Source organism: Acidovorax sp. LjRoot66, from assembly GCF_964253305.1.
Lineage (GTDB): Bacteria > Pseudomonadota > Gammaproteobacteria > Burkholderiales > Burkholderiaceae_C > Acidovorax.
Window position 1 is genome coordinate 214,145 of the sequence record NZ_CAXUQU020000001.1, and the last position, 12,858, is coordinate 227,002.

A 12,858-nucleotide genomic window follows, 5' to 3' on the forward strand; every position below is an offset into this window, starting at 1 on the left:
TCCACGCCACAAATGGCTCACACCTGGGCGCCACAGTCGGGGCATCCACAACCCATCGCCCCAGCAGCCGACCCATGACCTCTTCCTCCACCTGCACGATGGCCTTGGCCTGCCTGCTCGCCGCGGGCCTGGTGGCTGGTGCCAGCGCCCAGGCCGCGCCGCCCGGCCAACGCACCCAGCAGATGCGAGAGGCGCGCGAACAATTGCACCAGCGCTTCGTGGCCGCCGACAAGGACGGCAACGGCCAGCTCACCCGTGCCGAGGCCCAGGCCGGCATGCCGCGCGTCTACAGCGCGTTCGACCAGATCGACACCCAGCGCAAGGGCTTCGTGACCGAGGCCGAAATCACCGCCGCCATCGCCGCGCGCCTGGCCAGCCGCAAGGGCACGCCGCAGTAGCCCCAGCCACGCCCCCTCGTCGCCTTTTCTTCACTACCATTGCAGGAGAACACCACCATGACCACCACCCTCGCTCCCCGCCTTTGCGCCTGGGCCTGCCGGGCCGCACTGCCCCTGGGGCTGGCATTGGCCTCGCTCGCCGCCGTGGCTCCGGCCCATGCGCAACCGATGGATCCCGGTAGCTTCTTCGACGATGCGGGCGGCGGCACCGTGACCGCGCTGCCGGCCGGCGTGCAGCGCATCGCCGACGTACCCTATGGCCCCGACCCGCTGCAGCGCATGGACGTGTACCTGCCCAGCACCCCGCGCAGCAGCGTGGACGGCCCCGCACCGGTCATCTTCATGGTGCACGGCGGCGGCTGGCGCACGGGCGACAAGGCCATGTCCCGCGTGGTGCAGGAGAAGGCGGCGCGCTGGGTGCCGCGCGGCTTCGTCTTCATCTCGGTCAACTACCGGCTGCACCCGGCGGTCAACGTGCTGCAGGAGGCCATCGACGTGGCCGTGGCGCTCGACACGGCACAGAAGCAGGCGGCGCAGTGGGGCGCCGACCCCACGAAGTTCATCCTCATGGGCCACTCGGCCGGGGCGCACCTGGTGTCGTTCGTCAACGCGCATGCGCCGCTCTTGCAGCAGTTGGGCGTCACGCCCTGGCTGGGCACGGTGTCGCTGGACAGCGCGCTGCTCAACGCACCGGTCGTGATGTCGCTGCCGCACTATCCGCTGTACGACGAGGTGCTGGGCAGCGATCCGGCCTTCTGGCTGGCGATCTCGCCCTACCAGGCCGTGGCCGGGGCTCAACCGCCTTACCAGTTCGTGTGCTCCACCAGCCGCCCAGACCGCCCCTGCCTGCAGGCGCAGGGCATGGCGGCCCATGTGCAGGCTCTGGGCGGCCGCGCCGAAGTGCTGCCGCAGAACCTCACGCACGGCGAAATCAATGCCAACCTGGGCCTGGAGAGCGGCTACACGCGGGCCGTGGAGACTTTCATGGGATCACTCGATCCCGCGGTTGCACAACGCCTGCGTTAGGCCAGGTAGCGCGCGAGGTACTTGCCAGTGTGGCTGGCGGGATTGGCCGCCAAGTCCTCGGGCGTTCCTACGCCCACCACCATGCCGCCACCGGCACCGCCCTCGGGCCCCATGTCGATGAGCCAGTCGGCGGTCTTGATGACGTCCAGGTTGTGCTCGATGATGACGATGGTGTTGCCCGCGTCGCGCAGCTGGTGCAGCACCTTGAGCAAGAGGTCGATGTCGGCGAAGTGCAGGCCGGTGGTGGGCTCATCCAGGATGTAGAGCGTGCGGCCCGTGTCGCGCTTGGAGAGCTCCTGCGCCAGCTTCACGCGCTGCGCCTCCCCGCCCGAGAGCGTGGTCGCCGCCTGGCCCAGGCGGATATAGGACAGGCCCACGTCGAGCAGGGTCTGCAGCTTGCGCGCCAGGGCCGGCACGTCCTTGAAGAAGGCGAAGGCATCCTCCACCGTGAGCTCCAGGATCTGTGCGATGTTGCGGCCCTTCCAGAGCACCTCCAGCGTCTCGCGGTTGTAGCGCTGGCCGTGGCAGACGTCGCAGGGCACGTAGACGTCGGGCAAAAAGTGCATTTCCACCTTCACCACGCCGTCGCCCTGGCAGGCCTCGCAGCGGCCGCCGGCGACGTTGAAGGAAAAGCGCCCGGGCCCGTAGCCACGTTCCTTGGCGGTATTCACCTCGGCCATCAGTTCGCGGATGGGCGTGAACAGGCCCGTGTAGGTGGCCGGGTTGCTGCGCGGCGTGCGGCCGATGGGCGACTGGTCGACGTTGATCACCTTGTCGAAGTACTCGATGCCCACGATCTCGTCGTGCGCGGCCGGCTCTTCGTGGGCGCGGTAGATCTGGCGCGCCACGGCGGCGTACAGCGTGTCGTTGACCAGCGTGCTCTTGCCCGATCCCGAGACGCCGGTCACGCAGGTCAGCAGGCCCACGGGGAAGTCCACCGTCACGTTTTGGAGGTTGTTGCCCGTGGCGCCGGCCACGCGCAGGGCCTGCACGGCGCCCTGGCGTGCATGGTGGGCGGCCATGCGCTCGGCGCGGCGCTTGCTGGCCTCGGTTTCGGGAAAGCGCGACTTGCCTTTGGCCGGCGCAGGGGCCGGCGCGACCGCCTCCACCACCGGCAGCCAGGGCGTGCGGCGCCGGGGCACGGCGATGGACAAGGTGCCCGACAGGTACTTGCCGGTCAGCGATTCGGGGTGGTTGCGCACCGTGTCGTAGCTGCCCTGGGCCATCACGCGGCCGCCATGCACGCCCGCGCCCGGCCCCATGTCGATCACGTGGTCGGCGGCGCGCATCATGTCCTCGTCGTGTTCGACCACGATCACGCTGTTGCCGATGTCGCGCAGGTGCTGCAAGGTGGCGATGAGGCGGTCGTTGTCGCGCTGGTGCAGGCCGATGCTGGGCTCGTCGAGCACGTACATCACGCCCGTGAGGCCCGAGCCGATCTGGCTGGCCAGGCGGATGCGCTGCGCCTCGCCGCCCGACAGCGTCTCGGCGCTGCGGTCCAGACTCAGGTAGTTCAGGCCCACATCGTTGAGGAACTGCAGCCGCGTGGTGATCTCGCGCACCACCTTGTCGGCGATCTCGGCCTTGGACCCCGAGAGCGACAGGGAGCGGAACCAGCCGTGCGCGTCGTTGAGCGTGGCATGGCTCACCTCGAAGATGGCGCGGGCCTGCTCGCCCTCGCCCACCTTCACGTGGCGCGCTTCGCGGCGCAGGCGCGTGCCATGGCATTCGGGGCAGGGCTGGGTGCTGCGGTAGCGCGCTAGGTCCTCGCGCACCACCACCGAATCGGTTTCGCGGTAACGCCGCGCCATGTTGGGCAGGATGCCTTCGAAGGTGTGCTTGCGGCTCAGCACCTTGCCCTTGGAGGGGCCGCTGTCCATGATGTAGCTGAAGGCGATCTCCTCCTCGCCCGAGCCGTGCAATACCGCGTTCTGCACGTTGGCGGGCAGCGACTCGAAGGGTGCCTCGACATCGAAGCCGTAGTGCCGGCCCAGGCTCTCAAGCATGGCGAAGTAGTAGCCATTGCGCCGGTCCCAGCCCTTGATGGCACCGCTGGCCAGGCTCAGCGTGGGAAATGCCACCACGCGCAGCGGGTCGAACACCTCGCGCTGGCCGATGCCGTCGCAGGCCGGGCAGGCGCCCATGGGCGAGTTGAAAGAGAACAGGCGCGGCTCCAGTTCGGCCAGCGAGTAGCTGCACACCGGGCACGAGAACTTGGAGCTGAACAGGTGCTCCTGGCCCGAATCCATCTCCAGCACCAGCACGCGGCCATTGCCCTCGTTGCCGCCCACGCGCAGCACGGCCTCGATGCTCTCGGCCAGCCGCTGCTGCATCTCGGGGCGCACCTTGAGGCGGTCGATCACCACGTCGATGCTGTGCTTCTCGGTCTTCTTGAGGGCTGGCAGGTTCTCGTATTCGTAGATCGTGCCGTCCACCCGGAAGCGGATGTATCCCAGCGCCTGCATCTGCGCGAAGACCTCGGTGAACTCGCCCTTCTTCTCGCGGGCCACGGGGGCCAGCAGCATCAGGCGCGTGTCCTCGGGCAGGGCCAGTACGGCGTCCACCATCTGGCTCACGGTCTGGGCGGCCAGCGGCAGGCCGTGGTCGGGGCAGAACGGCGTGCCGGCGCGCGCGTAGAGCAGGCGCAGGTAGTCGTGGATCTCGGTCACCGTGCCCACGGTGGAGCGCGGGTTGTGGCTGGTGGCTTTCTGCTCGATGCTGATGGCGGGCGACAGCCCCTCGATCAGGTCGACATCGGGCTTGTCCAGCCGGCCCAGGAACTGGCGCGCATAAGCCGACAGGCTTTCCACATAGCGGCGCTGGCCCTCGGCATACAGCGTGTCGAAGGCCAGGCTCGATTTGCCCGAGCCCGACAGCCCGGTGATCACCACCAGCTGGTTGCGCGGGATGTCGAGGTCGATGTTCTTGAGGTTGTGCGTGCGCGCCCCGCGGATGCTGATGCGCTGCTCCCGCAGCACGCGGGCCAGGTAGGCGCCGTCGGAAGATCGGTCGTCGTCGGCGGCAACAGGGTCGTTTTTCACGGGGGCGGGCTCAATGCAGGACAACCCACCATGATAGGCCACCGGCATGCCCCGCGCAGCCGCCACGCTGCTGCCAAAGCACAGGCCGTTGCCGATGCAACCGGAAATGACGGCCAAGGCCGACCTGGCGCTACGGGCATGCAGATAGCATTAAAATAACAATCATTCTCATTTAATCGCTTTGTCGCCGGGGCACGCCCCATGCCCCGGCGGTGGATCGCTCTCCCCTGCCGAGCAACATGGCCAGCGAACGCACACTTTCCGCCGCATCCACCACGCCCGACAGCGCCGTGCCCGTGTCCAGTCCCGATGCGCCGACCCGCAGCCGCCGCTGGCACCTGCCGGCCCTGCCCACGCTGCGCCAGGCCTGGTTCCAGGTGCACTGGTTCATCGGCATCACCGCCGGCACGGTGCTGGTGGTCATCGGGCTCACCGGGGCGCTGCTGGCCTTCCACGAAGAGATCCTGGACCTGATCAACCCCGGGGTGCGGCAGGTGGCCCCCTTGGCGGGGCCCATGCTCACCCCGCAGCAGACGGTCGACGCGGTGCAGCGTGCCGGCCGCAGCGAGCGCATCAGCAGCGTGGCCGTGCAGGCCGAGCCGGGCGGCTCGGCACGCGTGACCTTCGTACCGCGCCCCGGCGAGCGGCGCGGCGACGTGGTCTACGTGCACCCCTACAGCGGTGCCGTGCTGGGCGAGCTGCAGGGGCATGGCTTCTTCGAGTGGATCGAGTCGCTGCACCGCTGGCTGCTGCTGCCGCGCGAGCCCGGCCGCGTGGTGGCCGGCGTGCTGGCGATCTGCCTGCTGGGCCTGTCGCTCTCGGGCCTGTACCTGCGCTGGCCGCGCAACCCGCTGCGCTGGCGCACCTGGCTGACCTTCGACACCGCGCTCAAGGGCCGCTCCTTTCTGTGGGGGCTGCACTCGGTCATCGGCACCTGGGCGCTGGTGATGTACGTGGCGCTCACGGCCACGGGCATCTACTGGTGCTTCGACGCGGTGCGCGACACGGTGGACGGCTGGGCCGGCCAGAAGCGCCCGCCGCGCGTGACCGCCCCCGCCAAGCCGCCGGCATCCGCCAGCGCGCAGCCCAAGGCCCCCGAGCCCGCGCCGCCGGACCTGGCCCGCACCTGGGCCGTGTTCCAGCAACAGGCCGGCGACTGGGCCGAGGCCAGCCTGCGCATGCCCGCCAAGACCGGGCAGCCGGTGCAGGTCACCTGGCTCGCGGCCAATGCCCCGCACGAGCGCGCGCGCAGCCGCCTGTCCATCGAGCCGCTGACCGGCAAGGTCAGCGCCGAGGACCGCTATGCCGACCGCAGCATGGGCGCCCGCGCGCTGAGCACCATCTACCCAGTGCACATGGGCACCTATTTCGGACTGCCGGGGCGGGTGGCCATGCTGCTGGCCAGCCTGTGCCTGCCACTGTTCGCCATCACCGGCTGGATGCTGTACCTGGACCGCAGGCGCCAGCGCCGCGCCACCGAGGCCGCGCGCACGGCGCACGGGCAGGGCGTGCCCACCGCCGTGGCCGGCACCCTGGCCACCGACACCCTGCTGGTGGCCTATGCCAGCCAGGCTGGGCAGGCCGAGCGCATCGCGCTGCAAAGCGCCACCGCGCTGCAGCGCGCCGGGCTGCGCGTGGCCGTGCAGTCGCTGGAGCAACTCACCCCCAAGGCGCTGCGCGCCCACCGCTGCGTTCTGCTGGTGGCCAGCAGCTTTGGCGAAGGCGAGCCGCCCGACAGCGCCCGGCGCTTCACGCGCCTGCTGGAGCAGCAGGGCACGGGCGCCCTGGCCGGCATGCGCTACGGTCTGTTGGCACTGGGCGACCGCAACTACGCACGTTTCTGTGGCTACGGCCATGCACTCGACGAAGCCCTGCGCAAAGGCAGTGCCGAGCCCCTGTTTCCACTGATCGAGGTGGACAGCGGCGACCCAGCCGCCTTGGCCCGCTGGATGCAGACCCTGGCCACGCTGGAGGGGGCCGAACACCTGGCGCTGGACGGCGCACTGGCCGACACCGGCCCCGAGCTGCCCTACACCCCTTGGCGCTTGGCCAGCCGTGAGCACCTGAACCCCGGCAGCGAGGGCGGGCCGCTGTTCGAGCTGGCATTGACCTGTGATACCCCTGCGACCTGGCACCCCGGCGCTCTGGTCGAGGTACAAGCCCGACACTCCGCCGAAGCGGTGGATGCCTGGCTAAAGGCGGCCGGCCTGGCGGGCGCGCAGACTGTGCACCTGGCCGGCCAGCCCTGCACCCTGGCCGACGCCCTGGCGCAAAGCGTGCTGCCGGTGCCGCCACTGCACTTTGCCGATGCCCAGGCCTGTGCCGACACCCTGGTGGCGCTGGCGCCGCGCACCTATTCAGTGGCCTCGCTGCCGCAGGACGGCGCGCTGCAGCTGCTGGTGCGCCTGGATCGGCATGCGGGCGGGCTGGGTCTGGCTTCGGGCTGGCTCACCACGCATGCCCCGCTGGGCACGCTGGTACCCCTGCGTCTGGTGGCCAACCCGCGCTTCGACTCGGCCACGGGCGACGTGCCCTGCCTGTTCATCGGCAACGGCTCGGGCCTGGCAGGCCTGCGCTCGCACCTGCGCGCACGGGTGGCAGGTGGGCACCGGCGCAACTGGCTGCTCTTCGGCGAGCGCCATAGCGCGCACGACACTCTGTGCGCAGCCGAGATCGAGGGTTGGCAGGCCGCTGGCTTCCTGGCGCGGCTGGACCGCGTGTTCTCGCGCGATGGCGGCGAGCACCGGTACGTGCAGGACCGCCTGCGCGCCGCCGCCGACGAGTTGCGCGCATGGGTGGCCCAGGGCGCCATCCTCTATGTCTGCGGCAGTGCCCAGGGCATGGGCTCGGGCGTGGATGCGGTGCTGGCCGAGGTGCTGGGCGCCGATGCGATTGACGCGCTGATCGCGGACGGACGCTACCGGCGCGACGTCTATTGAGCGCAAGCGGATGGCCGTTTGTTCTTGATCAAAGTCAACGGACAGGGGGATGGGCGAGAATCGGGGTTTGCGCCAGCCGTCCACCGAGCCCCCTTCCTTGTTCATGCCTTCCCCGGCCCCGAGTGCCGCCCCTTCCCCCTCTGCCCCCCTGCCGCCGACGGCCGCGCACGCCATGACGCCGCTGGAGCGCCGCGCCAGCGTCAGCCTGGCGCTGATCTTCGCGCTGCGCATGCTCGGCCTGTTCCTGGTGCTGCCGGTGTTCGCGCTGGAGGCGCGCAAGTACCCCGGGGGCGATGACCCGGCCCTGGTGGGCCTGGCCATGGGCATCTACGGGCTCACCCAGGCGCTGCTGCAACTGCCGCTGGGCATGGCATCGGACCGTTTCGGCCGCAAGCGCGTGATCGTGCTCGGCCTCTTGGTGTTTGCCGGCGGCAGCCTGCTGGCAGCGCTGGCCGACTCGCTCACCGGGCTGCTGCTGGGCCGGGCGCTGCAGGGCGCGGGCGCCGTGTCGGCTGCCGTCACAGCCCTGCTGGCCGACCAGACCCGCGATGCGGTGCGCACCAAGGCCATGGCCCTGGTGGGTGGCAGCATCGGCCTGATGTTCGCCGTGGCCCTGGTGGCCGCGCCGCTGCTCACGGCCCACATCGGCCTGTCGGGCCTGTTCGGGCTGACCTGCGCGCTGGCGGTGGCCGGCGTGGCCGTGGTGCTGTGGCTGGTTCCCCCCGAACCCACGGAGCACAAAAATGCCCCCAGGGGCCGTCTGGCCGACGTCTGGGCCCACCCCGACCTGCTGCGCCTGAACCTGGGCGTCTTCGTGCTGCACACGGTGCAGCTGTCCATGTGGGTGGCCGTGCCGGCCATGCTGGTGCAGGCCGGCCTGCCCAAGGACCACCACTGGCAGGCCTACCTGCCAGCGGTGGTGCTGTCGTTCGCCGCCATGGGGGGCCTGTTCGCGCTGGAGCGCGCCGGGCACCTGCGCGCCGCCCTGCTGGGCTCCATCGCCCTGGTGCTGGTGGTGCAACTGGGCCTTGGCGGCCTGGCGGCCAGTGGCGCCACGCCCACGCTGTGGGTGCTGGGGCCGCTGCTGTTCGTGTTCTTCTGCGGCTTCAACGCGCTGGAGGCCAGCCAGCCCAGCCTGGTCTCGCGCATGGCCCCCGCCGCCCTGCGCGGCGCGGCCCTGGGCAGCTACAACACCCTGCAGTCGCTGGGGCTGTTTGCCGGCGGCGCCCTGGGCGGTGCCCTGGTCAAATGGGCAGGCGCACCAGGCCTCTTTGCCACCACGGCCGTGCTGACCGCCCTGTGGCTGGTGCTGACCTGGCCGCTGCGCCCCACGGGGCGGGGCCAGGGGCACTGAGCGTTTCTGTAACAGATTCCCGCCCGCCCCGGCCACCCCGGCTTGCGGCACAATGGCGCGTTCGGCGCGCAGACTCTCCACGGACCGGAGAGCACACAAGCGCCCCCCAACATCAAGTAGGTAGAGCAGCACCATGGCATCCGTGAACAAAGTCATCATCGTCGGCAACCTCGGCCGCGACCCTGAAATGCGCACCTTCCCCAGTGGCGACCAGGTGGCCAACGTGACGATTGCCACCACCGACAAGTGGAAAGACAAGCAAAGCGGCGAAATGAAGGAAGCCACCGAGTGGCACCGCGTGGTCTTCAATGGCCGCCTGGCCGAGATTGCCGGCCAGTACCTGCGCAAGGGCTCGCAGGTCTACGTGGAAGGCAGCCTGCGCACGCGCAAATGGACCGACCAGGCGGGCGTCGAGAAGTACAGCACCGAAATCCGTGCCGATCAGATGCAGATGCTGGGCAGCCGCCAGGGCATGGGCGGCGGCCAGGGCGGTGGCGGCCAGCAGGGCGGCGGTTATGACGATGGTGGCGGCTACGGCGGCGACCAGGGCGGTGGCGGCTACGACCAGGCCCCGCCCCAGCAACAGCGCCGCCCCGCCCCTCCGGCACAGCAGCGCCCCGCCGCGCCCGCCGCGCGCCCGGCCCCTGCGCCCGCACCTCGCGCAGCCTCGGGCTTCGACGACATGGACGACGACATCCCGTTCTGAGCACCGAATGGGCGTGTTGCGCATGATTGCCGGGCTGGTGCAGCCCCTGCGCGCCGCACCCCTGCATTCGCCCAACCCATCCAGGCCCGCCCGTGTCGCGGGCCTTTTTTGCGGCCGCACAGGCACCCATGGAAAGCCTTGATTCTGGCGACCGCCCCGACGAGGCCCTGCGCCGCTGGCGCCTGATCCTGGGCCGCTACGCCGCGCAGCCGCTGTCGCATGCGCAGTTCGATGCAGGCGACTGGAAACTCGACCAGGCCCTCGAATATCTCTACGGCCGCGATTACGACGGCCGGGGCCTGGCGCGCCCTGCGGGCGGCGCAGCCGGCTCGCTCGACCCGAGCCAGCTGCGCGCCATCGACTGGCTCAACCGCTCGCGCGAACTGTTTCCGCAGGAAGTCTTCGAGCGCATGCAGACCCAGGCCATCGACCGCTACCAGCTCACCGACCTGCTCAAGGACCCGGCGGTGCTGCGCTCCATGGACCCCACGCCGGGCCTGGCCAAGGCGCTGCTGGGCATGCGCGGGCGCCTGTCGGGCGGCATGCGCGATGCCGTGCGCGAGGTGATCCAGAAGACGGTGGACGAGATCACCCGGCGCTTGAAGAACGACTTCGTCAACGCCCTGGTGGGCCGGCGCAACCGCCAGCGGCGCTCGCTCGTCAAGAACGCGCAGAACTTCGACGCGCGCGCCACCATTGCGGCCAACCTCAAGAACTACAGCGCCGAGCGGCGCCAGCTGGTCATCGAGCGCCCGCTGTTCAACGCCCGCGTCAAGCGCAACCTGCCCTGGGACGTGGTGCTGTGCGTGGACCAGAGCGGATCGATGATGGACTCGGTGATCTACAGCGCCGTGATCGCCGGCATCATGAGTTCGCTGCCCGCCGTGCGCGTGAAGCTGGTGGTGTTCGACACCGCCGTGGTCGACCTCACGCACCTGGCGCACGACCCGGTGGAGGTGCTGCTCACGGTGCAGCTCGGTGGCGGCACCGACATCGGGCGCGCGGTGCACTACTGCGAGTCGCTGGTCGGCAACCCGCAGCGCACGGTGTTCACACTGATCAGCGACTTCGAGGAAGGCGCCGCACCCGGCCCGCTGCTGTCGGCCGTGGCGCGCATGGCCGAGGCACGGGTGAAGCTGCTCGGCCTGGCCGCGCTCGACGAGGGTGCCAACCCGGTCTACGACCGCCAGATGGCGCAGCGCCTGGCGAACAAGGGCATGCACGTGGCGGCCCTGACGCCGACCCACTTCGCCCAGTGGCTTGCGGAAGTGATGGAGTGACGATGCCCGCCTGGTTTGAGGGCTACCGCGCCTACGACGACGACACCCTCACGGCCCTGGCGAACGCAGGCCTGCTGCGCCGCGCGGCCAAGGACGTGGAGGCGGGCAAGGTGCAATGGGCGGAGCAGGGCGCCGACGGCGGCGTGGTCGAGGCCGATGGCCAGCGCGTGCAGCTCGACGCCCGGGGCCCGCAGAAGGCGCAGTGCGACTGCCCGGCGCCGGACATCTGCAAGCACATCCTGGGTGCGGCGCTATGGCTGCGAGCGCTGGAGCCCGGTGCCGCCACCGCTGGAGCACCAGCAACCCCTGGTGCCCAGGCGGATGCGACACCGCTGCCTGCGCCTGGCCCCACCGCCGACCCCTTGGCCGAGGTGCGCGCCCTGCAAGCCCCCGCGCTGTTCAAGCAGGCCGGCGTAGCCGCCGTGCGCCGCGCGGTGCAGGCGCTGCCCTGCGGCATCGAGTGGCGCGTGCAGGGCGGCACCTTGGTGATCGACCTGCCCGATCTCGCCGCCACCTGCCGCTATGTGGCGGGCGCGGGCTACGAGGGCATGGTGTCCGAAGTGCCCGAACGCGAGCGCAAGGCCGTGCACCTGATCGCGCTGGCGGCCCTGCGCGAGGTGCTGGGCGAGCCGCTGCCCTGGCCCGAGGGAATGGCCCCTGCCGCAGCGGCAGAGCAGCCCACCGCCGCGCTGGGTGAACGCGAGCGCGCCTTCCTCGCCCAGGTGGAGGCCATGCTGCACGAGCTGCTCACCGGCGGCCTGTCGCACGTGAGCGAGCAGGCCTCGGCTCGGCTGCTGGCCCTGAACATGTCGGCCCGCGGCGAGGGCCTGCCGCGCCTGGCCGCGCTGCTGCGCAACCTGGGCGGCATGGTGGATGGCCTGGTGCGGCGCGACCACCGCATGCAGGAGCGCGATGCGCTGGCGCTGATGTCCAGCATCCAGGCCCTGTGCGATGCCCTGCGTGCCCCCGCTGAAGGCCAGGAGGCCGCAGAGCGCACCGCCGCCCTGCGCGGCCGGCTGCGCCGCGCCTTCGACGAGACCACGGCCCTTGAACTGCAGCCCCTGGGCGCCCACTGGTGGCAAACCCTGGGCGGTGCGCGTGGCCTGACGCTGGCCTTCTGGGACCTGGCCGGCGAGCGGCTGCTGCAGGCCGTGCTGGCGCGCCCCGACGGAAGCGACACAGGTTTCACGCGGCACAGCGCCTGGGCCATCCATGCCGTGTGGCCCGGTGTGGGCGCCGCGCAGTCCCTGTGCCAAGCACCGCTGCAGCTCAAATTCCCCCGGCTGGCCGACGACGACCGGCTGGCTTTGGCCGGCACGGCCCGGGCGCTGGCGCTGGCACCCTGGCACGCGGGCGATGCGCGCCTGGCCACGCTGGGCTGCGGCCGCTGGGCCGAACTCACGGCGCAGCTGAGCGCAGCCACCGGCCTCTCGGGCGATGGCGCCGAACTGGTGCTGCTGCGCCCTGCCGCCACGCGCACCCCCATCCTCGATGAGGCGCACCAGCAGTTGCTGTGGCCCGTGCAGGATGCCGATGGCCTGTGGCTGCACCTGACCGTGCCCGTGGGCGACGCCAGCATGCAGCGCGTGGACAACCTCGACCGGCTGGCCGCACGTGGCGCCCCGGTACACGCCGTGCTGGTGCGGGTGGAGCGCACCTCTGCCACCACCTTGCTGGTGCCGCTGTCGCTGCTGAGCAGTGACGCCAAAGGCCAGGTGCATGCCATCTCGCTGGACTATGCGACCGAGGCGGCGCGGCCCACGCCGCTGGCCCAGCGCATCCTGCGCCTGGTGCAATGGCGCAAGGACCAGGCCACGCCAGCGGCCACCCAGCCCACGCGCGCCCAGCGCCTGCTGGGCCCGGTGCTCGACGTGCTGGAGACCCAGGCCGCCACCGGACGCATGCCGCTCACCGAAACGCAATCGGAGCGCCTGGGCGCTGCGTTACCCGGCATCGCCTCGGTGGGGCTGCACACCGTGGCATCGGCCCTGCAACACCACTTGGCCACACCGCAGCCGGCCGGCATGCTGCGCCTGCAGCAGCTGTGCCAGCGCACGGTGGAGCTCGACGGCCTGCCCTCCATCGCTGCGTAGTCGCGCACCGGCGTGGTGTTA

At 70.8% G+C, this 12,858-nt stretch carries 8 protein-coding genes; 7 read left to right on the top strand and 1 reads right to left on the bottom strand.

Features of this window, described 5'->3' with window-relative positions:
* Window positions 1–74 precede the first annotated feature (74 nt).
* Window positions 75–398: a hypothetical protein gene (locus ACSQ3Y_RS00995; protein ID WP_436176146.1), complete on the top strand. Its 324-nt coding sequence runs from the start codon at window positions 75–77 to the stop codon at window positions 396–398.
* Between the two features lie 57 nt (window positions 399–455).
* Complete coding sequence (locus ACSQ3Y_RS01000) at window positions 456–1,424, top strand: alpha/beta hydrolase (RefSeq protein WP_057266986.1); 969 nt, start codon at window positions 456–458, stop codon at window positions 1,422–1,424.
* Here ACSQ3Y_RS01000 and uvrA read toward each other — a convergent pair.
* Window positions 1,421–4,411, bottom strand: coding sequence for an excinuclease ABC subunit UvrA (gene uvrA, locus ACSQ3Y_RS01005; protein ID WP_436180070.1), 2,991 nt, complete (start codon window positions 4,409–4,411; stop codon window positions 1,421–1,423). The two genes, ACSQ3Y_RS01000 and uvrA, sit on opposite strands and share 4 nt — an antisense overlap.
* Window positions 4,412–4,704: 293 nt before the next feature.
* Between uvrA and ACSQ3Y_RS01010 the strand changes: the two genes are divergently transcribed.
* The 5 genes from ACSQ3Y_RS01010 (at window position 4,705) to ACSQ3Y_RS01030 (ending at window position 12,837) form a co-directional block, all read left to right on the top strand.
* Window positions 4,705–7,404, top strand: a complete 2,700-nt coding sequence (locus ACSQ3Y_RS01010; protein ID WP_436176147.1) for a PepSY domain-containing protein — start codon at window positions 4,705–4,707, stop codon at window positions 7,402–7,404.
* A gap of 172 nt (window positions 7,405–7,576) precedes the next feature.
* Window positions 7,577–8,758 (top strand): MFS transporter, encoded by a 1,182-nt coding sequence (locus ACSQ3Y_RS01015; protein WP_428003762.1) that lies wholly within the window; start codon window positions 7,577–7,579, stop codon window positions 8,756–8,758.
* Window positions 8,759–8,891: 133 nt separating this feature from the next.
* Window positions 8,892–9,464: a single-stranded DNA-binding protein gene (ssb, locus tag ACSQ3Y_RS01020; RefSeq protein ID WP_057200573.1), complete on the top strand. Its 573-nt coding sequence runs from the start codon at window positions 8,892–8,894 to the stop codon at window positions 9,462–9,464.
* A 128-nt stretch (window positions 9,465–9,592) separates the two neighbouring features.
* On the top strand, window positions 9,593–10,744 hold the full coding sequence (locus ACSQ3Y_RS01025) for a VWA domain-containing protein (RefSeq protein WP_436176148.1): 1,152 nt from the start codon (window positions 9,593–9,595) through the stop codon (window positions 10,742–10,744).
* 2 nt (window positions 10,745–10,746) lie between these two features.
* Entirely contained in the window at window positions 10,747–12,837 is a 2,091-nt protein-coding gene (locus tag ACSQ3Y_RS01030) for an SWIM zinc finger family protein (RefSeq protein ID WP_436176149.1), read from the top strand.
* Window positions 12,838–12,858: the final 21 nt, after the last annotated feature.

Bases quoted from the DNA above. Each gene is read 5' to 3' on its own strand.
- ACSQ3Y_RS01000 (WP_057266986.1), top strand. From the start codon at position 456: ATGACCACCACCCTCGCTCCCCGCCTTTGCGCCTGGGCCTGCCGGGCC.
- ACSQ3Y_RS01010 (WP_436176147.1), top strand. From the start codon at position 4,705: ATGGCCAGCGAACGCACACTTTCCGCCGCATCCACCACGCCCGACAGC.
- ACSQ3Y_RS00995 (WP_436176146.1), top strand. From the start codon at position 75: ATGACCTCTTCCTCCACCTGCACGATGGCCTTGGCCTGCCTGCTCGCC.
- ssb (WP_057200573.1), top strand. From the start codon at position 8,892: ATGGCATCCGTGAACAAAGTCATCATCGTCGGCAACCTCGGCCGCGAC.
- ACSQ3Y_RS01015 (WP_428003762.1), top strand. From the start codon at position 7,577: ATGACGCCGCTGGAGCGCCGCGCCAGCGTCAGCCTGGCGCTGATCTTC.
- ACSQ3Y_RS01030 (WP_436176149.1), top strand. From the start codon at position 10,747: ATGCCCGCCTGGTTTGAGGGCTACCGCGCCTACGACGACGACACCCTC.
- ACSQ3Y_RS01025 (WP_436176148.1), top strand. From the start codon at position 9,593: ATGGAAAGCCTTGATTCTGGCGACCGCCCCGACGAGGCCCTGCGCCGC.